General features: G+C 74.2%; 21 protein-coding genes. 7 read left to right on the forward strand and 14 right to left on the reverse strand.

The window, feature by feature from the left end; translation table 11 throughout:
• Window positions 1–72 precede the first annotated feature (72 nt).
• The 6 genes from ACOOHE_RS06305 to ACOOHE_RS06330 form a co-directional block, all read right to left on the reverse strand.
• Window positions 73–534, reverse strand: a complete 462-nt coding sequence (locus tag ACOOHE_RS06305) for a helix-turn-helix domain-containing protein (RefSeq protein ID WP_420456954.1) — start codon at window positions 532–534, stop codon at window positions 73–75.
• Between the two features lie 399 nt (window positions 535–933).
• A complete protein-coding gene (locus ACOOHE_RS06310) occupies window positions 934–1,608 on the reverse strand; it encodes an NAD-dependent epimerase/dehydratase family protein (RefSeq protein WP_420456955.1) in 675 nt (224 codons plus the stop codon).
• Between the two features lie 61 nt (window positions 1,609–1,669).
• The gene (locus ACOOHE_RS06315; RefSeq protein WP_420456956.1) at window positions 1,670–5,098 is read right to left on the reverse strand and encodes a DNA polymerase domain-containing protein; all 3,429 of its coding nucleotides are present in this window, start codon (window positions 5,096–5,098) and stop codon (window positions 1,670–1,672) included.
• A 244-nt stretch (window positions 5,099–5,342) separates the two neighbouring features.
• Complete coding sequence (locus tag ACOOHE_RS06320) at window positions 5,343–6,275, reverse strand: DUF5715 family protein (protein WP_420456957.1); 933 nt, start codon at window positions 6,273–6,275, stop codon at window positions 5,343–5,345.
• Window positions 6,276–6,302: 27 nt separating this feature from the next.
• Window positions 6,303–7,136 carry a DUF5715 family protein gene (locus ACOOHE_RS06325; RefSeq protein ID WP_420456958.1) on the reverse strand — a complete coding sequence of 278 codons (834 nt, stop codon included), beginning with the start codon at window positions 7,134–7,136 and terminating at the stop codon, window positions 6,303–6,305.
• Window positions 7,133–7,768 (reverse strand): superoxide dismutase family protein, encoded by a 636-nt coding sequence (locus ACOOHE_RS06330; protein ID WP_420456959.1) that lies wholly within the window; start codon window positions 7,766–7,768, stop codon window positions 7,133–7,135. Before ACOOHE_RS06330 ends, ACOOHE_RS06325 begins: the two co-directional genes overlap by 4 nt.
• A 70-nt stretch (window positions 7,769–7,838) precedes the next feature.
• Between ACOOHE_RS06330 and ACOOHE_RS06335 the strand changes: the two genes are divergently transcribed.
• Window positions 7,839–8,450 (forward strand): ABC transporter ATP-binding protein, encoded by a 612-nt coding sequence (locus ACOOHE_RS06335; RefSeq protein WP_420456960.1) that lies wholly within the window; start codon window positions 7,839–7,841, stop codon window positions 8,448–8,450.
• Window positions 8,451–8,571: 121 nt separating this feature from the next.
• Here ACOOHE_RS06335 and ACOOHE_RS06340 read toward each other — a convergent pair whose 3' ends face one another.
• Window positions 8,572–9,258 carry a ComF family protein gene (locus tag ACOOHE_RS06340; protein ID WP_420456961.1) on the reverse strand — a complete coding sequence of 229 codons (687 nt, stop codon included), beginning with the start codon at window positions 9,256–9,258 and terminating at the stop codon, window positions 8,572–8,574.
• An 88-nt stretch (window positions 9,259–9,346) separates the two neighbouring features.
• Between ACOOHE_RS06340 and ACOOHE_RS06345 the strand changes: the two genes are divergently transcribed.
• Together ACOOHE_RS06345 and ACOOHE_RS06350 are read left to right on the forward strand one after the other, a co-directional pair.
• On the forward strand, window positions 9,347–9,577 hold the full coding sequence (locus ACOOHE_RS06345) for a hypothetical protein (RefSeq protein WP_420456962.1): 231 nt from the start codon (window positions 9,347–9,349) through the stop codon (window positions 9,575–9,577).
• Window positions 9,578–9,683: 106 nt separating this feature from the next.
• On the forward strand, window positions 9,684–10,817 hold the full coding sequence (locus ACOOHE_RS06350) for a tRNA-queuosine alpha-mannosyltransferase domain-containing protein (RefSeq protein ID WP_420456963.1): 1,134 nt from the start codon (window positions 9,684–9,686) through the stop codon (window positions 10,815–10,817).
• Between the two features lie 9 nt (window positions 10,818–10,826).
• On the opposite strand, the gene ACOOHE_RS06355 is transcribed toward ACOOHE_RS06350, so the two are convergent.
• From ACOOHE_RS06355 to ACOOHE_RS06365, 3 genes are all read right to left on the reverse strand, one after another.
• Window positions 10,827–11,303 carry a GNAT family N-acetyltransferase gene (locus ACOOHE_RS06355; protein ID WP_420456964.1) on the reverse strand — a complete coding sequence of 159 codons (477 nt, stop codon included), beginning with the start codon at window positions 11,301–11,303 and terminating at the stop codon, window positions 10,827–10,829.
• Between the two features lie 12 nt (window positions 11,304–11,315).
• Window positions 11,316–12,116 carry a TIGR00266 family protein gene (locus ACOOHE_RS06360; RefSeq protein WP_420456965.1) on the reverse strand — a complete coding sequence of 267 codons (801 nt, stop codon included), beginning with the start codon at window positions 12,114–12,116 and terminating at the stop codon, window positions 11,316–11,318.
• Window positions 12,117–12,404: 288 nt separating this feature from the next.
• Window positions 12,405–12,590, reverse strand: a complete 186-nt coding sequence (locus ACOOHE_RS06365) for a hypothetical protein (RefSeq protein ID WP_420456966.1) — start codon at window positions 12,588–12,590, stop codon at window positions 12,405–12,407.
• Between the two features lie 169 nt (window positions 12,591–12,759).
• Between ACOOHE_RS06365 and ACOOHE_RS06370 the strand changes: the two genes are divergently transcribed.
• From ACOOHE_RS06370 to ACOOHE_RS06385, 4 genes are all read left to right on the forward strand, one after another.
• Window positions 12,760–13,485, forward strand: coding sequence for a YggS family pyridoxal phosphate-dependent enzyme (locus ACOOHE_RS06370; protein WP_420456967.1), 726 nt, complete (start codon window positions 12,760–12,762; stop codon window positions 13,483–13,485).
• A gap of 41 nt (window positions 13,486–13,526) precedes the next feature.
• Window positions 13,527–13,808, forward strand: coding sequence for a hypothetical protein (locus ACOOHE_RS06375; RefSeq protein WP_420456968.1), 282 nt, complete (start codon window positions 13,527–13,529; stop codon window positions 13,806–13,808).
• Complete coding sequence (locus tag ACOOHE_RS06380) at window positions 13,805–14,806, forward strand: DivIVA domain-containing protein (RefSeq protein WP_420456969.1); 1,002 nt, start codon at window positions 13,805–13,807, stop codon at window positions 14,804–14,806. The genes ACOOHE_RS06375 and ACOOHE_RS06380 overlap by 4 nt, the downstream gene beginning before the upstream one ends.
• Window positions 14,807–14,881: 75 nt before the next feature.
• Window positions 14,882–15,718, forward strand: coding sequence for a purine-nucleoside phosphorylase (locus ACOOHE_RS06385; RefSeq protein ID WP_420456970.1), 837 nt, complete (start codon window positions 14,882–14,884; stop codon window positions 15,716–15,718).
• Window positions 15,719–15,856: 138 nt separating this feature from the next.
• Here the strand turns inward: ACOOHE_RS06385 and ACOOHE_RS06390 are convergent, their stop codons facing one another.
• The 4 genes from ACOOHE_RS06390 to ACOOHE_RS06405 form a co-directional block, all read right to left on the reverse strand.
• The gene (locus tag ACOOHE_RS06390; protein WP_420456971.1) at window positions 15,857–17,485 is read right to left on the reverse strand and encodes a GH3 auxin-responsive promoter family protein; all 1,629 of its coding nucleotides are present in this window, start codon (window positions 17,483–17,485) and stop codon (window positions 15,857–15,859) included.
• Window positions 17,482–18,447, reverse strand: a complete 966-nt coding sequence (locus tag ACOOHE_RS06395; protein ID WP_420456972.1) for a fatty acid desaturase family protein — start codon at window positions 18,445–18,447, stop codon at window positions 17,482–17,484. Before ACOOHE_RS06395 ends, ACOOHE_RS06390 begins: the two co-directional genes overlap by 4 nt.
• A 13-nt stretch (window positions 18,448–18,460) precedes the next feature.
• A complete protein-coding gene (locus ACOOHE_RS06400) occupies window positions 18,461–19,225 on the reverse strand; it encodes a hypothetical protein (RefSeq protein WP_420456973.1) in 765 nt (254 codons plus the stop codon).
• A gap of 130 nt (window positions 19,226–19,355) precedes the next feature.
• Window positions 19,356–20,411, reverse strand: coding sequence for a hypothetical protein (locus ACOOHE_RS06405; protein ID WP_420456974.1), 1,056 nt, complete (start codon window positions 20,409–20,411; stop codon window positions 19,356–19,358).
• Window positions 20,412–20,441: the final 30 nt, after the last annotated feature.

Here is a 20,441-nt window from a genome sequence, read left to right on the forward strand (position 1 = left end):
CGTCGGGGGAGCGTCGGTCTGGGAACGCTAGCCCCCGGCTCCCCGCCGAGTCTTGAACGGATCGAACCCGGCTCAGGCCCGCAGGAGCGTTCGAAGACGACCCGGGGTCGTCCCGAGCTCGGTGCGGACGTCGCGGCACATGTGGCTCTGGTCAGCGAACCCCGCCGCGAGCGCGACCTCGACGGCCGGGAGAGGCGTCGAGGCGAGGAGCCCCGTCGCGGCGCGCACGCGGAGCCGCCGCCGGTAGGCCGTGGGCGAACACCCGAAGGCGCGGCGGAACGCGCGGGCGAGCGAGACGGGGTGGACGTCGGCATCCGCTGCGAGCGTGGCCACCGACGGCGCTGCGGTGGCCTCGTCGTCGAGCCGCTCACGTGCCCGGAGCACCCACGGGGGGACGGCCTTCGAGGCCGCGCCGGTCGGGGCGACGACCGACCCGAGCAAGCCCCACAGGTCGTCCTCGGCGTCGGCAGGGGCATGGCGGACGCCCGGACGAACCGGAGGGCCGCGCGGCCGACCGGCCCGGCGTGGTGCCATCGCCAGTCGTCGAGGCCGCGGCCGTTGTAGCCGTCGAGGAGCGGCGTCGGGGCGACGACCGACAGCAGCCGCGCGCCAGCGGGCCCGAACGTGTTCCGGTGGCGGACGTCGGCCGGCTTGACGACGACGCTCGCAGCGCTCGCGGTGACCTCGTCGCCCCGCGCTTCCTCCATCAGAGTCCCGCCCAACACGATGCTGATCCGCGGCTGTCCGTCGCAGTGGTAGGGGTACTCGTGCCCCCGGGGATAGACGGCGTCGACGAGGGGCACCCCCGCGACGCGAGTGCTCAGGACGAGGCGGGGCTTGGGACGCGGATCAGGCACGGACGAGCGGCTACGGGCTCGGCGACGCCAAGATGCGTGCCGACGGAGCCACGCGGCCGGGGCGTCGCAACGGGTTCTAGGCCTCGGCCCCACCGGACCGGGCCCACTCGCGGATCGCCTCCGGTGGATAGACGTGCGTCCCGGCCGGCCGCGCCGCGGCGACGGCCACGAGCGCCCGGGCCACGTCGTCGGCCTCGGTCGGGCGCAAGGCGGCGAGCGGGCCCCGCAAGACCGGCGCCAGCGGCGACAGGACCGCGAGCGCGACCCGCTCGCCCCACCGGACCTCGGCGCGGTCGCCGGCCAGCAGCGACGGCCGCGCGATCTGGACGGCCTCGAACCCGACGCTCGCCACGGCCCGCTCGGCCTCGCCCTTCGTCCGGTTGTAGAAGACGCGGGAGTCCGGGTCGGCGCCGAGCGCGCTCACGAGCAGCGTCTGGGTCGCGCCAGCCGAGTGCGCCAACTGCGCCGCCTCGAACGGGAGCTCCAGGTCGACGCGGCGGAACGCGGCCCGGGACCCGGCCTGCTTGATGGTCGTGCCGAGCGCGCAGAACAGGTCGTCGCAGGCGAACAGCGCGGCCTGCTCCGCCAGTCGGTCGAAATCGACCACGTGGTCCTCATGCGTCGGCCCGGCCGTCGCGAGGGGCCGGCGGCCGAGCGTGACGACGCGGGCCCACCGGCCGTCGGCGGCGAGGTGGCGCAAGAGGTGGCCCCCGACGAGGCCGGAGGCGCCGAGCAAGAGAGCCGTGCGCATGGCGGGGTGCGAGGTACGCGGTACAGGGTACGTGCTGTCCGGCGCCTCGACCTGTCGCGGGCTAAAACGGCACGTCGTCCTCGACCTCGTCCGGGTCCCGCTCGCGGACGACCAGGCGGACGGCCGAGGCGTCGAACCCGAACAGGTCCTCCTCGGAAAAGACGAGCCGGAACTGGGCGGGCGTCTCGAAGAACGGCTCGAACCGGGCCGCCAGCTGGTCGAGCCGGTCGAGGTAGAACGCCGTGCTCTCGTCCGGCCGCCCCTGCTCCCAGGCGCTGGCGGGCGCGGCGGCCTCGAACACCCGGCCTCCGCCCTCGGCGATGTAGTACGCCACGCGGTCGCCGACGCGGGGCTCGCGGCCCGTCCGCGCGACGTCCGCCCGGGCGACCTCGTAGGCCGCAGCTCGGGTCCGGTCGCCGTTGGCCACGGCCCGGTCGTAGTCGGCCATCGAGAGCTTGAGCGTCTCGACGCGCTGGAAGCTCTCGACGCTCTTCCAGTCGTGGGCCTCGATCTGGCGGCGGTGGCTCAGGTAGAGGTCGTGGACGCCCTGGACGTCCTGGGCCAGCAGCAGGCGGATCGCCTCGCGGACGAACGCCCGCCCGAACCGCTCCGACGACCGCGAGACCAGGCTCGACCCCTTGAACTTCAGCGCCCCGTCGTAGCCCAGCAGCGCGTAGTTCTTCTTCTTGTACGAGAGCATCCGCTGGAACCGGCCGTCGAACCCGATCCGGATGCCGTCGGGCATCTGCTCGCTCAGCGACGCGACGAACGCGCGCTCGGCCGCCTCGCCCTCGACGCCGGCCGGCGGCACGAGCAGGACGCCGTCGGTGTCCACCTCGACGACGGTCGCGCCGGCGCTCCTCGCCAGCCGCATCATCTGGCGCAAGATGTCCTGGCCGGTCGCGGCCACGCGGTCGGCCTCGGCGAAGTCGTTGAACAGAGCGAATCCAAAGCCGAGGTTTCCGTAGAAGCTCTGGCCGCACCAGTTGAACCGCCCGTTCCGCCCGGCGAGGACCGTGTGGTGGTCGGCCACGGTGAGGCACACGACCTCGCCGTCGTACGGCACCGCCCGCCGGTGCTCGCCCTTGACGACGGGCGCGAGCCCCCTCGGCACCGACGCGGCCGGGTCGTTCACGGCGATCCGGTACGCCCCGTCGTGCGACATGACGTACGCGCGGCGGCCGAGGTGGAGCGAGAGGCGGACGAAGTCGTCGGCGAGCTGGCGGCTGACGGTCGTGTACCGCCTGCCGTGGACATCGCCGTCTCCGGCCATGAGCGCGCCGAAGAGGGGGGGGAGCCGGTCCGGCGGGAGCCCGAACACCCAGGGCGGCAACCGCTTCTCGAAAGAGCCCCGGCCGCACTCGGCCTCCAGCACCTCGTAGAGCACGCGCGACGAGAAGGCGAAGCCGTTCCGGTCCTCGGCGTACGCGATCCTCATCCGGTCGAGCAGTGCCCGGATCTCGGCCCGCCCCTCCGCCCGCTTCTGGCAGAGCGTGACCCGGTAGCCCTCGCCGCGAGCGTGCCCACTCGGGAAGACCTTCGGCGTGCTCCTGTACAGCGTCCCCTCGCTCGCGTACCACCCGACGAAGGCGAGCCAGTCGTCGAGGGCGAACCGGCCGGGCTGCCAGCGGCCCTGCTGGCGGTGCTCTTTGATGCCACGCGGGCCCGTCTTGTAGAGGATCCCGTGTCGGTCGCACAGGTCGGCGACGAGCACGTGCTCGGGGGCCTCGGCCGTCGGCGGCAACGGCGCGAGCGGCGGGAGCTTCCGGCGGACCGTGTCGCGGAGGAGGTCGCCGGCCGTCTCCCAGGCGTAGTCCGCGAACGCGCCGCCCGACAGGAAGCGGGCGGTCAAGAACCGATGCTCAGGCGTGACCAGGAAGTCGACGTGCTGACTCTTGATCTCGACCATCGGCCCGGCGTAGGGCTGGCGGTCTGTCGCCTCGACCCGCTTGAGCGCCGGCACGAGTGTCTCCGGGTCGATCGCGTAGACGAGGTCGCCCACGGCCACGTCGCCGACCTGTTTCGGCCCGTCGGTGGTCAGCACCTCGGTGTCGGGCGCGAAGCAGTTGATGACGATTTTGAACGCACTCTGCCGGGCGTCGAGCTCGTCCCGGTCGTGGCCACTCACCCCGGCCATCGCGTGCTTGGTCTCGAACCGCAAGTCGGTGAGCCGCTGGAGCAGGCGGGGGAACAGGCCGAGCGCGTCGCCCCGGGGCTGGACGCCGTAGTTGAGCATGACCGACGGGTACAGGCTCTCGACGTCGGCGTAGACGACGGGCCCGACGACGCCGGTCACGAACACGTCGGTGTAGCCGCCGACGACCTGGCTGCCGACGTCGGCGCGGGGGAGCGCGTGGCGGGCGTGGAGGTAGCCGCGCACGAACAGGCTCTCGATCTTGGCCGCCGGGCCGGTCCGCGCGGCCTGGCCGTACGGCATCGGCACCATCTGCGTCAGGTAGAACGTGCTGCCGGACAAGTGCCGCGCCAGCCGCTCGGTCTCGGTCGCGTCGTCGATGGCGTACTCCATCAGCCGGTGCGGGTCGGTGTCCCAGACCTCGGCGATCTCGTCGCCCGGCACGTAGGTCCGGCCCTCGGGCGCGAAGCCGAAGTATTTGGCGGCCCCCTTCAGCGTGTAGTTCGGGAGGTCCCGCCGAACCACGTCGAACGCCATCACCTGGTGGAGCGTGTCGACGACGTGGCGCCCGGCGATCTCGACGGCGTCGAACTCGATCTGGCGCTCGGCGAACCGCATCGAGGTCGGGTAGGTCCGGGGCGCGCTCCCGTCGCGGCCCAAGTCGACCGGGACGCGGTGCCGCCGGCACCGCTCGAACAGGTAGGGGAAGTCGAAGCCGGTGATGTTGTGGCCTTCGATGACGTCAGGGTCTCGCTCTTTCACGAGGTCCATCGTCTCGCGCAAGACGTCCTCCTCGGTCATGTCCGGCGTGCCGACGAGCCGGCTCCACCCGGTCGAGTCGCTGAGCGCGACCAGGATCACGCGGTGGTCGGGCTCGGTCGCCTGGGGGAACCCGTTGCGGCTGTAGACCTCGATGTCGAGCTGGAGCCGGACGAGGTCCTCAAAGGCCATCCCCTTGAACAGCGTCCGCCCGGTCTGCATGAGGTACTGCTGCTCGGGCGAGCCGGGCAGGTAGACCTCGTCGGGCCGCGTCTTCTCGGTCTCGGCCTTGCGCTGGACGTGGCGGAGCGCGTCGAAGTAGCTCCCCCGGTCCGGGAAGGCCACGACGAACCGGAAGAAGCCGGGCCCGGCGAGCTCCTGGAACTGGAACCGGTCGCGTGGGAAGCCGCGGAGGAGGTCGGCGTCGGAGAGGAAGAAGAACGGGTGGACGCGGACGTCCTCGGTCTCGACCTCGGTCGGCGAGCGGCGGCGGTACAGCCGCATCGTGGCCGGGCCGACGGTGTGGAGCGCGACGATCCGCTCGGCCGGGTCGTGGCCGTAGAGGAGGGCATCGTCCGCGAGGTCAACGTCGGGCATCTCGGCCAGTCTACCCCGAACCGGCGACGACGCTCCGTCACTGCGGGTCGGTCCCCAGGGCGAGCGCACGCTCCGGTGCCGACCCCCTGCTCCCCTTCCGGTCGCTCCGCTCCCAGGTCGGGGAGCTGTCCCCCTTCAAGGGGGACCGTCCGCGCGCCCATTGAGCGGAGCGATGGGCGCCCGGACAGGGGGTCCGCGAGGCGATGCCGAAGCCACGTTTCAGCATGTGCTCGCTGCGGGCGTGTCACGGCCGGGGCACCAGCCGCCGGGCGACCGTCACGTGGTACACCGGCTGGCGCCGCTCGCGGACGACGACGAGCACGCCCTCGTCCTCCAACTCGATGAGCGCGCGGCCGAGCGCGGCCGTCAGCCGCGACGGGTAGTCGGCGGCGAGCCGGTCGAGCGCGTCGCGCTGCTCGCGGATCAGCCGCTCGCGGACCGTCGGCTCCAGGAACCCCGGCACGCGCGGGTCGACGCGCGGCGGCGGCGGAAGCGCGTCCGGGGCCGGCGAGTAGCGCGTCGGGTTGTAGGTGATGTCGTAGGTCGTGCCGTACTCGTGGCTCGACCGGCCTGCGGCGGCGTTGACGTTGCGGCCTCGGAGCGCGGCCTGGTCGGCCCCGGTCCGCCAGAGCGATGAGACGGCGAACCGGAACGGCGGCAGGCCCACGGTCGCGAGCCGGTCGCGGAACCGGACGGCGATGCTGTCGAGCGACGCCGCCGCGCTCGGCGTGAGGAGGGGGAGCGAGGCCGTCGTCGGCAGGACGACGTAGAGCGAGTCGGTCGCGACGCGGACGAAGTCGTAGCGCTGGGCCAGGCTGTCGGCCTCGCCGCGCGTGTCGGGCGGGCCGACGCCGAGCGACTCGGCCAACTCGACGTGACGGTCGTTGCGCGAGCGCCGGAGCGTCGCGATCTCGTCATCGCTCAAGAGCGGGATCGACTCGAAGGCGGCCTCGGCCTCGGCCACCCACCGGTCCTGGGCCTCCTCCGTCGCCCGGATCCCCGCGTTTGCCCGCGTCCCGACGACAGCGAGGGCGGCGACGGTGACGACGGCCAGCCCGACCGCAAGCCCGGCGACCCACCGCCGGCGTCGCCGTCTCGGGGCCAGCGGCGTCGGCAGGATCGATTCGGCGTCGGGGTCGGGCTCGACGAGGGCGGGCGGCGGAGCGGTGTCGGACACGAAACGGAGCGGGGGGAAACAGGTCGGCTACTCGCCGTCGAGGGTGAGGTGGAACACGGGCTGCTCGTCTTCCAAGAGCACGAGGAGCCGGCCCTCGTCCTGCATCTGGCCGAGAACGCGCGCGAGCGCGCCGAACAGGCGGTCGTCGTAGACGCCGGCGAGGTCGTCGGCCCAGCGCGAGGCCAGGCGCTGGACCGTGGGGAGGGCGGGGTCGGAGAACGGGACGGCGAGCGTGTCGGCGGCCGACGGCCACAGCGCGTAGCGGGCGTAGACGACGTCGACGGAGGCGCCGTACTCGTGGCTCGACCGGCCCGTCGTCGCGTTCCGGTTGGACTGCGCCAGGTCGCGCTGGAGGTCGGCCGTCCGCAACGCGGACGAGACGGTGATCCGGTACGGCGGGAGCCCGGCTTGGGCGAGGGCGGCCTGGAACCGCCGGCCCACCTCGTCGACGCGGTCGCGGAGGAGGGGCCGAACGAACGGCTTCGAGTGCTCCAGCACGCGGACGACGTAGAAGGCGTTGTCGACGAGCGGGACGAGCTCGCCGGTCCGGAGGTGCTCCGCCAGCTCGGCCTCGGTCGCGAGCGGCGGGACGCCGAGCGAGTCGGCCATGTCGAGGTGGTCGGTGTACGACGGCGTCCGGGGGCGGCGGAGCCGGTTCTCCTCGCCCGACGTCGGCTCGCGGAGCTGCTCGAACCGGCCGCGCAACTGGGTCACGAACGCCGCCAGCGAATCGACGGCGGGCGCGTCGCCGGCGGCCGGCGCGGGCGGAGGTGGAGGCGGCGGGGCGACCTCGGGGCGGAGCGCCCAGCCCAGGCCCAGGCCCACCACCAGGGCGGCGAGTGCGAGTGCGGTTTGTCTCATCGGCCCCGCTCGATCACGCCGCACCCGACCACGTCGCCCGCCGCGCCGTCCGCGCTGGCGCCGTCGTCCCGCTCGGCCCGGACCACGACGGCCCGGCCGACGGGCGACATCGTGCCGTCGAGCGAGAGCGCGGCGTCGATCCGGTCGTAGCGGCCGTCGCCCCCGTCGCCGCGGATGCTGCCCAGGTCGCCGGCGTGGCGCAAGCCGGGCAGCGAGTACGGACCGCCGTGCGGCGTCCCCGCGTCGACGCCGAGGTGGACGGCCGGTTCGGCGTCGCAGTCGCGGCCACGCAGGATCTGGACGGCGTGGAAGCCGCTGCTGCTCAGCCCGTCGAGCGCGATGAGCACGCGGACGCCGCCGGCCACGCGCGCCAGGCGGAGGGTGCCCGATACCGACCCGTCGCCGGCCGGCTCGATCCGGGCCCGAGCGGTCTGGACGCCCCGGACGTCGACCGTGTCGGGCGGCAGCGCGACCGCTTCGACGGAGTCCACGGCCAGCGAGTCAGCCGCGAGCGAGTCGGTGGCCACCGGGCCCGCCGCGTCGGCGACCGGGGCGGCGGGCGGCGCCGTGTCGCAGGCCGTCGCAGCGAGCGCGAGCGCGGCGGCGAGAGCCAGGGGATGGGTGAGCCACATGTGAGGTGAACGGGCCGGCGGGACCTCTGTTCTGCCTGGGTAGCTTCTCGGGGACCCCCCGTGACCGCCCGTGCCCACCCGTCTCGTCGCCGACCAGCTCTCGATGCGGTTCGGCCGGCGGCGGCTGTTCGACGGGCTCTCGGTCGCGGTCGAGCCGGGCGCCCCCCTCGCCGTCGTGGGCGCGAACGGGTCCGGCAAGTCGACGCTGCTCCTGCTCTGGGCCGGCCTCCTGGCGCCGACCGGCGGCCAAGCTCGGCTCGAGGTCGACGGGGCGACGGTGCCGGCGCGCGACGTGCCGCTCCGGGTCGGCTTTGTGGCCCCGGCGCTCGACCTCTACGACGCGCTGACGGCGCGCGAGACGCTGGCGTTCCTCGCTCGGGCCCGGTCGCTGCCCGACGCCGCGAACCGGGTCGCGGCCACGCTCGCCCGCGTCGGCCTGGGCGACCGGGCGGACGACCCCGTCGCGGCGTTCTCGACCGGGATGCGCCAGCGGCTCCGGATCGCGACGGCCCTCGTCCACGACCCGCCGGTTTTGCTTTTGGATGAACCCGGCGCGACGCTCGACGCCGCCGGCCGCGACCTCATCGCCGCCCTCGTCGCCGACCCTTCGCGCGTCGTGGTCCTGGCGACCAATGACCCGGTCGAGGCGGGGCTCTGCGCCCGGCGGGTGGAGTTGGGGTAGGCTCGCTGGCGCTCGCGGGAAGGGCTCGCTGCGCTCGCGGAAATGGGAACGGGGAACTGGCAGAAGGAGGCCGCGGAGTGGCACCACGCCTTCGGGCCAAGCAGCTTTTGCCCCTTGCCCCTCACGCCCCGGCGAGGGCCAGCGCGGCGACGGCGACCTGGGCGCCGCCGGCCGCGAGGGGAGTGGCGGCGGCGGCGAGCGTTGCGCCCGTCGTCAACACGTCGTCGACCAGGAGCACGCGGAGGCTAGCGACGTCGGCGCCCGGGGCGAGGGCGAACGCGCCGTCCACGTTCCGGCGGCGCTCGGACTTCGAGAGGCGGGCCTGCGCCAGCGTCGTCCGGGTGCGGACCAGGAGGGGCGCCGACGGGACGCCGAGCGCCGTGGCCACGCCGTCGGCCAAGGCGGCGGCCTGGTTGTAGCCCCGCTCGAGCTGGCGGACGTGCGAGAGCGGGATCGGGACCACGACGTCCGCCACGATGCCGGCCTGGCGGACGGCGGCGCCCAGGACCTCCCCGAGCCCGCGCCCGAGTGTCGGCCGGCCGCCGTACTTGAGGGCGTGCTGGAGGCGGCGGACCGTCCCGCCGGGGTCGAACGCCCACAGCGCGACGGCCTGCTCGACCGGGCCGTCGGCGAGCAGGCCGGCGACCGTCTCGGCGTCGGCGCGGGGCAGGCCGCGGAGGCACGTCGCGCACAGGGCGTCGGAGGGCTCGGGCAGGCGGCCCTCGCAGCCCAGGCACAGCGGGGGGTACGCCAGCGCCGCCGCGCCGCCCGACAGGTCGCGCGCCCACCGGCCGAGGCGGTCGAGCAACTGGCGGGCAGAGGGGAGACGCGACACGCGGGGCGGGGCGGGCGTGGGGGAATATCTTCGTCTCCCCCTTCTCCTCCAACTCCGCCCGATGCCCGAACGCCGTGGGATGATCATCAAGAACGTGTCCGAGGACGCCTTCGACCTCCGCCTCGACACGCGGACCCTCCACCTCGACGCCGGCGACGAGCGGCCCGTGACCGCGGTCGAGGTCAAGGACGCCCGGCTCCGGCAGGCCTTGCAGGTCCGGTCCATCGCCATCGTCCGCCCCACGACGCCCGAGGAGGCCGACGCCCTCGACGCCGAGCTGAGCGAGGGGTAGCCGGGGAGCAGAGCGGTCTCTTGTCGAGGGCAGGGAGGCGGCTTCGGCGCGCCCTCTGCCCGTTCCCCTTTCCCAGTTCCCCTTTCCGCAAGCGGAGCGAGCCCCGATGAACGTCCTCGCCCTGGAGCCCTGGTTCGGCGGCTCGCACCGCGTGTTCTTGGACGGGCTCGCGGGCCACAGCGCCCACGACGTCCGCGTGGTGTCGATGGCGGCGCGCTACTGGAAGTGGCGGATGCAGGGCGGCGCCGTCACGCTCGCTGAGAAAGCGCGCGAGACCTGCGCCGACGGCTGGCGGCCCGACGTCCTGCTGGCGTCCGACATGGTGAACCTGCCGGCCGTGCTCGCGCTCAGCCGCGACTGGCTCGCCGCCGTCCCCGTCGTCCTCTACCTCCACGAGAACCAGCTGACGTACCCGCTCCGCGAGGGGAAGGAGCGCGACTACACCTACGCGACGGTCAACTACCTCTCGGCGCTGGCGGCCGACCGCGTCGTGTTCAACAGCCAGTTCCACCTCGACGAGTTTTTCGGGGCGCTGCCGGACCTCCTCCGCCGGTTCCCCGACTACACCCACGTCGGCGAGCTGCCGGCGCTGCGGGCCAAGAGCGCCGTGCTCCGCCTCGGGCTCGACCTTGAAGGGCTGGACGCGGCCCGGCCCTCCGCCGAGGCCCGACGAGCCCGCGAGCCCGGCCCGCCGGTCGTCCTGTGGAACCACCGCTGGGAGTACGACAAGGACCCCGAGGCCTTTTTCCGCGTGATGAACCGGTTGGACGACGCGGGCGAGCGGTTCCGCCTGGTGCTCGCGGGCAAGACGTTCGCCGAGCAGCCGCCGGCGTTCGAGGCCGGCTTCCGGCGCTACGCCGAGCGCGTGCTCCACTACGGCTTCGCTGAGTCGTTCGCCGACTACGCCGCGCTCCTGTGGCGGTCCGACGTCGTCGTCTCGACGTCCATTCACGAGTTTTTTGGCGTCTCGATGCTGGAGGCCATCCACTGCGGCTGCCACCCGCTCCTGCCCGACCGGCTGACGTACCCCGAGCTGATCCCGGACCGGCTCCACTCGCCGCTGTTGCACGCGCCGGTCCTCTACGGCTCCGAGGACGCCCTGTTCGAGACGTTGCGCGCCATCGTCCGCGGCGACGCCCAGCCGCTCCCGGCCGAGGTCCTGCGCGAGATCCCGGCCGACCTGGCGTGGCCGCTCCAGGCGCCCCGCTTCGACGCGCTCTTCGAGGAGGTCGCGGGCTAGGGCGAGCCGTCACCCGCGCGCGGACGTCACAGGCCGGCTGAAGATGATCTTGTCGTCGCCCGCCTGGTAGTAGTCGCGCACGCGGGCCTCCTCGCGGAACCCGTTAGCCGGGTAGAAGGCCCGGGCCCGCTCGTACTCGTCCAGGCTCGACGTCTCGACCAGCAAGAGCCGCGCGCCTCGGTCAGCGAGCGCACTGTCGAGGGCGCCCATCAGCGCCTGAGCGTGGCCGCGGCCGTGACGGTCAGGCCGGACGATGAGCATGAGCGCGTTCCACGTCCCGTCGGTCATGGGCTCGGGCGCGGCGAAAAGCACGCCGACCGGCTCGCCGTCGTCGGCCACCAACCACAGGGCGTCGCCGTTCTCACCGTCGAGGTGGCCGGCCAGCGTGTCGTGGACCTCGCGGGTGCCGGCGTCGTCGAACATCCCGCTGTTCGTGACGAGTGCGGAGAGGGCGTCGGCGTCGGCAGGGTGGGCAGGGCGGACCATGACAGGAGTGGATTAGTTGTCCTCCCCGAGGATGCCTCCGAGCAGGCCGCCCGCGGCGAGTCCGCCCAACGCCCCGAGCGCGCCCGCGCCGCCCCGGTTCGTCTCGCCCTTGTTCGCGTACATCCGGCTGGCGGCCACGATCCGGTCGGCCAAGCGCGAGAACGGCAGGCTCTGGAGGTACACCGTGCCCGGGCCCTCGATCCGCGCCAGAAACAGGCCCTCGCCGCCGAACAGCGCGTTCTTGAAGCCGCCCTGGAACTGGATGTCGTAGTCGACCGACTCCGAGAACGCGACCAGGCAGCCCGTGTCGACGCGCAACACCTCGCCGCCGGCCAGGTCGCGCTCGACGATGGTCCCGCCGGCGTGGCAGAACGCGAGCCCGTCGCCTTCGAGCCGCTGCAAGATGAACCCCTCGCCGCCGAACAGGCCAGCCCCCATCTTCTTGGTGAACGCGACCTCGATCTCGATCCCGTCGGCGGCGCACAGGAACGTGTCCTTCTGGCACAGGAACCGGCCGCCGTGGGCGCCCAGGTCGAGCGGGATCACCTTGCCCGGGTACGGTGCGCTGAAGGCGACGCGCGCCTTCGTCGACCCCTCGTTGACGAACGACGTGATGAAGAAGCTCTCGCCCGCGATCCGCCGTTTGAGGCCGCGCATGAACCCGCCGCCGGTCCCCGTGTCCATCCGGACGTGCTCGTCCATGTAGAGCATGGCGCCGGCCTCGGCGCGGACGGCCTCGTGGGGGTCGAGCTCGATCTCGACGATCTGGAGGTCGTCGCCGATCAGGCGGTAGTCGATGTCGTGGACGGGCATGGCAGGAGCAGGAGTGGGGCTCCCCATCCTACGGCAAACCGTCGCTCGATCCGTCAGGAACTCGCCGGGGGCCAGGGCGAGCGCATGTTCGAACGGCACCTCGGCACCGGCGGGCGGACCCCCTGTCCGCACGCCCCTCGCTCCGCTCAGCGGGCGCGCGGACGGTCCCCCTTGAAGGGGGACAGCTCCCCGACCTGGGAGCCCTTCGGCTCTGCTCAGGACAGGCTCCGCGATCGGGAGGGGAAAGGGAGTCTGCACCGGAGTGTGCGCTCGCCCTGCGTCGGGAGCCTACGCGCGAGCCCGGGGCCGGCGCGGACGGCGAGGCAGCGAGACCCGGGCGGCCGTCGCGAGCCGGGCGTCGAGCTGGCGGAGGCAGGTCTGGTAGCGGGCCCACGCGCCGGGCGCGCCGGCGAGCCAGGCGGCGCGGGCGTGGTCGAGCGCGGTCGGGATCGGGGCCGGGAGCGAGGTCGGCATGGCGTCGGGGGCGGGTGGATCTCGCCGGGGTCCAACAACCTCGCCGAAAAGCCCGGGCCGTCCCCTCGTGGGATCGGGGGAGATTGGGCCGGTAGAATGGAACCGGGACGCACCGTTCCGACCCGGCCCGGGGCTCGGATCCCAGGTCGGGCCGGCGGGTACCCAGCCCATGACGCCCGCCCACGCCGCCGACCCGGCCCTCGTCGATGCCATCGCCGACCGCGCCCACGCCGTCCGCCAGCGGATCGCCGAGGCCGCCGACCGTGCCGGCCGTGACCCGGCCGACGTGACGCTGGTGGCTGTGACCAAGACGCGGCCCATCGAGACCGTCCGCGCGGCGGTTGCTGCCGGGCTCCGCGACCTGGGCGAGAACCGGGTCGGGGAGCTGGTCGACAAGTCGGACGCGCTGCCGGGCGAGGGCGACGGGGGCGACGTCCGGTGGCACCTCATCGGCTCGCTCCAGCGGAACAAGGCTCGGGACGCCGCCGCCCGCGCCGACCTGTTCCACGCGCTCGACTCGGTCCGGCTGGCGCGAGCCCTCGACAAGTGGGCGGCCGAGGCCGGGCGCGTCTTGCCGGTGCTCGTCCAGGTCAACATCTCGGGCGAGGACGCCAAGCACGGCGTCGAGCCCGACGCGACGGCCGACCTGCTCGGCGTCGCGGCCGAGTGCGCCCACCTCCGCCCGGTCGGGCTGATGGGGATGGCCGCCATCGCCGAGGACCCCGGCGACCTCGACCGGGTCGTCCGGCCAGCGTTCCAGAAGCTCCGCCGGCTGTTCGACGCCGAGCCCGGCCTCACCGTCCTGTCGATGGGGATGAGCGGCGACTTCGAGGTGGCCGTCGAGGAGGGCGCGACGCACGTCCGCGTGGGGACGGCCCTGTTCGGGCCGCGCTGACCCGCCGGAGCCGCACGCCCGAGGTCGTACCTTTCGCGATCATGTTCGTCCCCCTCCTCGTCCTCGATGGGCTCCTGGCCGCCGCCCTCGTCGCGCTCTTGATCCGGCAGGCCCGGCTCCGCCGCGCCGCCGCGTCCGTGCCGGCGCGGTTGGCCGAGGTCGAGGTCCAGGCCGAGCGCGCCCTGGCGTCGCTCCGCTGGGCGGAGGGGACCGGCGACGCCGGCTCGGAGACAGCCGAGGCGCGGCCCGACCCCGCCGCCGAGCGCCGTCCGCGCCGCCGCGTCCGCCGTGTCGGACCGCCCGCCACCCCTGATCGGCCATGAACCTCACGCCCCTCGACGTCCGCCGGAAAGAGTTCGACAAGGGCTTCCGCGGGTACGACCCGACGGAGGTCGACCTGTTCTTGAAGCAGGTCGCCGAGCGGCTCGAGGCGCTCCAGGAGGAGACGCGCCGGGCCGAGGAGCGGGCGCGCGACGCCGAGGCCAAGCTGACGCACTATGAGAAGGTGGAGCTCGCGCTCCAGGAGGCGCTCGAGTCGGCGCGCGAGACGGCGCGGAGCACGGCGGCCTCGGCCGGCGAGAAGGCGCGGATGATCGTGCAGGAGGCCGAGCTCCGGGCCGAGACCATCGTCCGCGACGCCGAGCGCGAGCGGCACGGGCTCCGCCAGGACATCGTCCGGCTGTCGTCGCGCCAGGCCGAGGCCGCCGCGCGCCTGCGCGGGTTCTTGCTCTCCGAGCTCGAAGTGCTGGCCCAGTTCCAGGGCGACGACCCCGTCGGGTTCATCCGCCTCCAGTCGGCCGAGTCGGCCGGCGCGCTCCCGCCCGCGCACGCCCGCCTGGAAGCGCCCATCGCCGACGACACGACCGACTGGCAGACCGACGGGCCGGCCGCCCCCACGTCCGCGGCGGACTCCGAGCCCTCGGCCTGGGAGCCGTCGTACGACGCCCCAGACCCGGCGCCGGAGCCCGAGCCGACTCCAGAGCCGGTCGCAGAGCCGGACCCCATCGCCGCCCCACTCGCTCCCGACGTCTCGGACGCTCCCGCCGAGACGGAGCCCGACGCCAGCGTCTCTGACGACGCGAGCGCCTCGCCCGCCGACACGCCGGCCTCTGACCCGTCGGCTCCCGACCTATCGTCTTCCGAGCCTCCGGTCTCCGAGTCGCCGGCTCCCGAGCCGGCCGCCGACGCCCCGGCCGAGCCGCCGCCGGCCCTCACGGGCGGCTGGGACCTCCGCTCGCTCGTGACCGGCGAAGAACGGAGCGTGTCCGCCTCCGACGAGGAGCGCGAGCGGATCCGCCGGATCCTCGACGAGCTGGACTAGCGAGTCAAGGGTGAGAAGCGAAGGGGGAAGGGCGCTCTTCCCCTGTCCTCATCCCTCTTCACCCATCGCCCGCGCATGACCCCCGACATCGACACCGCCCGCGCCCAGGTCACCGAGGCCGCCGACGCCCTCCGTTCTCGCATCGGCGACGCGGCCCGAGTCGGGATCATCCTCGGCACCGGGCTGGGCGCGCTGGCCGACGAGATCGACGTCCGCGAGTCCGTCCCGTACGGCGAGATCCCCGGGTTCCCGCTGTCGACGGTTGAGAGCCACCACGGGCGGCTGCTCGCGGGGACGCTGCGGGGCGTCGAGGTCCTCGCGATGCAGGGCCGGTTCCACCTCTACGAGGGGTACTCGGCGTGGGAGGTCACGTTGCCCGTCCGCGCGATGGCCACGCTGGGCGTCGAGGCGCTCTTGATCTCGAACGCGGCCGGCGGCATGAACCCGCTCTACCGCCGCGGCGACCTCATGCTGACGACGGACCACATCAACCTCCAGGGCGCCAACCCGCTGATCGGTCCCAACGTGGACGAGTGGGGGCCCCGCTTCCCGGACATGTCGGCGCCGTACGACCGAGCGCTCCGCGACCAAGCCGAGGCGGCGGCGCTCGACCGGGGGATCCGGTTGCAGCAGGGCGTCTACGTGGCCGTCGTCGGGCCCAACCTGGAGACGCGCGCCGAGTACCGGTTCCTGCGGATGATCGGGGCCGACGTGGTGGGGATGAGCACGGTCCCCGAGGTCATCGTGGCCCGGCACCACGGGCTCCGCTGCCTCGCGTTCTCCGTCGTCACCGACGAGTGCTTCCCGGACGCGCTCGAGCCGGTCTCGATCGAAGACGTCCTGGCGGCGGCCGGCGAGGCCGAGCCCAAGCTGACGATGCTGATGGGCGACGTGGTGGCGTCTTTGGGCTGAGGGGGACGGGGAACGGGGAACTGGGGATGGGCAGAGGGGGAACGGGCCGAAAGGTTTCCCCCACGTCCTCCTAGGGCCGGCCACCCGTGCCGTAGGGACACGGCGTGCCGTGTCCGCAAGGCGTGCATGGTCTGCCGTTCAGGACTCCGCGCTCACGAACGCCCCGTCGAACCGGCCGGCCCAGCCGCCGTCGCGGTGGAGCGCGGTCGACTTGACGTCGCCCAACCGCTGGCCGAGCGCGACGCACCCCTCCAAAAACGCCGTGGCCCCACCGTCCCGAATCCGGAACGCGGCGACGGGTCCGAGCTGCCCGAGCCGTCGCGCGAGCGCGTAGTGGACGTTGCCGACCAGCGCCGCGTCGAGCCGCCGGGCCGCTTGCGCCAGCCGCGCGTCGGAGGCGGTGCCGTCGGTGAACAGGACGTAGCGGCACGGACGGGCGTCGCCGTCCGGGGCAACGAGCGCGAACCCGCCGAGACCGAGGCCCGCCAGCGCCCGGGCGACGTGCCCCTCGTGCAGCTTCTCGCCAACGCGGTCCGACACGGGTCCCTCGCGCCCGACGAACCGGAGCAGCGGCGACGCGGCCACCCGGCCGACCGCCTCGACCGTGTCCCCGAGGCGGTAGCGGTAGAGCCCGCCGCCCGTCGTCAGGACGACGCCGTAGCGCTCGCCCGTCTCGACGTGGTGCGCGAACACAGGCCGCCCGCCCGACTCGGGGACGAACTCCAAGACGTGGCTCGTGAGCGCCGGCGCCCCGCCGTCGCGGCCCCACAGCGGGACTGTGACGACGCCCTCCGTCGCCAGCAAGCCCTTCGCCTGGAACGCGGCCTGGGGCACGAGCGCTCGGAGGTCATCGGCCGGGCCCGCCGCGTGGCCGTCGGCCCAGGCGCTCACGAGGGCGAGCCGGGGCCACAGCCCAGCGACCAGGTCGGCGTCGGTCGTGGTGCCCGCCGCGAGCCGGCGCAGGTCGCGAGCGCGAGCCGAGTCGCGGTCCAGACCGGCGCGGACGGCGGGCGGGACGTCGGCGGAGAGCGTGCCTCGGTCGAGGTCATCGGCCAGCCGGTCGGCCCAGTCGCGGAGCGGGCAGAGCAGGAGCGCCAGGAACGTCGGGTTCCAGACCGAGACGAGGGCGAGGTCGCGGCGGGCGACGAGCCAGCGGAGCGTCGCGTAGCGGAACGCCTCGGGATCGGCGACGTGGCGGAGCGCACTCGGAGCGGCGAGCGTGGCCCGCGCCAGCGTCCGGTGGAGCGGGGAGAGGTAGGCGCCGTCGTCCTCGAACCCGACCGGGACGCCGCCGGCCGTCCGCTCGTGGGGGACGGCCGGCGAGACGGACCAGTAGGCCGGGCCGTGCGCGGCGGCCGGGACGTGCCGGAACAGGTCGGCGACCCACGGGGCGACGGCGGCGCGGATCTGCCTCTGAAGCGTCCGGGTGTAAGGCACGAGCTTTGTCCCGCCCGACGACCCGCCCGTCGGTTCGAGCAAGCGGACCGGCTCGGACGTCAGCACGTTCGGTTCTCCGGCCGCGATCCGCTCGACGAACGGCGCGACCTCGTCCCAGCCGACGAGCGGGACGGCGTCCTGAAACTCGCGGAGCGTCCGGATCTGCCCGAACCCGTGGGCTCGCCCGACGACGGTATCCGCGTTTGCTCGGAGGATCGAGTGCAGGAGCCGGGTCTGCGCCCGCTCCGGGTCCGCGAGCGCGCGGTGGAACGCGGTGGCCGCCGGCCGCGCGGCCAGCGCCCACGCCGCGTTCGCCAGCCGCGCCCTCACGCCTCCCGGCGGACGACCCCGACGGGCGTCTCGTCGAGCGCCAGCGACTGCCGCAGGAAGCGGCCGAGGAAGCCGAGGTACGACGTGTCCTCGCACGCACGCGGCAGGTGCGCCCAGGCCGCGCGGTGGAGCGCCGGCAGGTGGTAGCTCGGGACTTCGGGGAAGAGGTGGTGCTCCAGGTGGTAGTTCTCGTTGAGCAGCAGGAACGCCACGACCGGGTGGGGGCGGACCGTCCGGCTCGACAGCAGCGCGTCGTGGCGGTCGGTCAGCCCGTGCTGGGTGAGGCCGCGGACCTGGACCATCAGGGCCACGACCGGCAACGGCGCGAGCCAGCCCCACACCAGCACGTCGGCCGGGGCGAGCCAGAGCGCGGCGGCCCAGAGCCCGGCCAGCACGACGTACTCCTGCGCGATCCGCACCCGGTCCGCCCGCTCCCCGCGCAGCGACGCGACGACCGGAATGGCCACCAAGTAGATCGCCGCGCCGACCGTCAGCCGGAGCCCCTGCATCGCCCAGAACAGGACGGGCCGGTCGGTGTAGGCCGCGTAGTCGTCCGGGTCGTCGTCGGTCCCGAGGTGGTCGTGGTGCAACGTGTGGAGCACGCGGTACGCCGAGAACGACATGCCGACCGTCGCCCCGAGCGCGACGGCCGCCCAGCGATTCAGCCTGCGCGAGCGGAACAGGACGCCGTGCATCCCCTCGTGGAGCAGCAGCACGAATGCGTTCAGCGCCAGCGCGGACGCGACGACGGCGCCAGTCCGCAGCGCCCACACCGCGGCCCCGTCGGCCGACCCGCTCCAAGTCGCCAGCGCCAGCCCGACGGCCCACAGGCCCCCGAACGCGGCGAGGTCCTCCAACCGCCGTCCGATGCGGAGCTGGCGGAGCGGCGGCAGGGCGTCGCCCAGGATCTCGGTCAAGGCCGCGCGGGCGTCCCGGGTGGCCAGCGGTTCTGGAGTCAGCATGGCGGGGAGCGGTTCAGAGGTCACCTGGCGGCGCCGAAAGAGGTCCGACGCTCGGCGAACGTTCGCCTCTGCCCGTTCCCATTTCCCCATTCCCCATTCCCGCGAGCGGAGCGAGCCCGACCATCCGGCGCCCCGCCTCGGTGAGGTTGTCCGGGTGGATGCGGGTGAGGCAGGCGAGCTCGTCGCCGCGCGCCCAGCCGGGGTTGGCCCGGGCGAAGAAGGCCACGTGGGGGTCGCCCAGGCGGCGGGCCAGGTCGTCAGCGCCGTCGCGGAGCGGGGTCGGGTGGGCGAGGCGGACGACGCCGGTCGTCGGCTCGTAGCGGTCGCCGTAGCGGGCGCTCGCGAGCGCCGCAAGCAGGGCGCGGTCGGCGGCCCCAGCGCGGCCGTCGTGGGCTGGCGCGAAGGTGCGGAAGAACGTCGGGAGGAAGCGGTACGTCCGGTAGCCCGACGACAGGAGGAACCAGACCGTGTCGCGCTCGCGGTGGCGGGCCGCCTCCGCGAAGACGTGCTGGCTCCACAGGCGCGGCAGCAGCGCCGCGCCGCGCGCGTCGGGCCGAACGACCGTGTCGCCGCTGAAGAACGCTGTCACCGGCCGGCCGTCGGCGTGCGCCGTCTCGATCCGGAGCAGCGTCGAGAAGCCTGCCAGCCGGCCGTCGGCGTCGGCCAGCAGGACGGCCGCGTCCTTCTCGTCGAGGTCGGCGTCGAACGTGGAGGGCGTGACGTCGCGGAACTGGTCCTCCAGCAGCGCCCGCATCGCGGCGCGCTCGGCGCCGGTCAAGCTGGCGACCGGGCGGACCTCGCCCGTGCTGGACGGAGCGTCGGGGCTCCGCGAGGCGTCGGCCTTCCCTACGGAGTCCCCTCTCCCTGGGGGAGAGGAACAGGGTGAGGGGGCCGACGTGGCTCGGCCGCTAGTAGCTGGCGATCTGGACATGGATGGGGGAAGAAAGGGCAGGCGGGTCGTCCCCGGGCCACCGCGCGGCGACCAGCGTGCTCCGGTACGCCACGTGGAGCCGGCGTCGGAGGAGGGGCAGCGCCGGGTCCCTCGCGTCCAAGCCGAGCAGGACGAACGCCAGTCCCCGCGCTCGCGCCGTCCCCAGCGCCGCGCCGACGAGCGCGTCGAGCGCTTGCGGATCTCGCCATACGGGCCGCACCGCGAACGCCGCCCGAAGCGGCTCGCCCGTGTCTGGCAGCGGCGCCGCGCCGAGCACCCGCAGTGCCCCGTTCACGAGGGGACGGAGACGTCCGAGCGCGCCTTGGTACCCGCGCACGACCGACTGACGGACGGACGAGGCGTCCCACAGCGACAGCGCGGCGCCGTCGACGGCGATGTCGTCGGTGGGGGAGAGGCCGGGGAGCGCGAGCGGGTCGGCCGGGAAGAGGTCGCGGCGCGGGCCGAGCGACTGGCGGACGGCGTCCGCGACACCGGCCGGCGTCGGCGCTGGCGGCCGGTGGCGGCGGTGGACGAAGAATGCCAGCGTCACCACGTCGGCGACGGGCGTGAGGGCCGGTGCGTCGCCGCGGGCGAGCGACAGAAGCCGGCGGATCCGGTCGTTCTCGGCCGTCACCGCGAGCGTGGTGAGCGCGACCGGGTCGGCGTCGTGGAGCGCCCGGAGCTGGGTCCACCCCTGGCCGACGAGCGTCCGCACCGGCCGGTCCGGCCGCGCCCGCAGGCCCCCGACGTAGCCCACGCGCGTCGGCTCGCCGCCGACGAACACCACGCGGCTGGCGCGCGAGACGACGGCGACGGGCTCGGCCCCGGGCGCGAGCCGGCCCGCCAGCGTCACCACGCGGTCGCCAAGCGCGGCGTCGGCGTCGAAGAACCACGGCTCGCGCTCGTAGCTCAGGCGGACCGCGCCGGGGACCGGCACCTCGCGGAGGAGGGCTCGGAGCGCGGGGTCGTCGGCCGGGCTGGCGAGGTCGACGAGGCCGGGACCCCCCGTCCGCCCGCCCATCGCTTCGCTCACGGACGCCCGGACTGTCCCCCTTGCCAAGGG

The organism is Rubrivirga sp. (assembly GCF_965213695.1).
Classification (GTDB): domain Bacteria; phylum Bacteroidota; class Rhodothermia; order Rhodothermales; family Rubricoccaceae; genus Rubrivirga.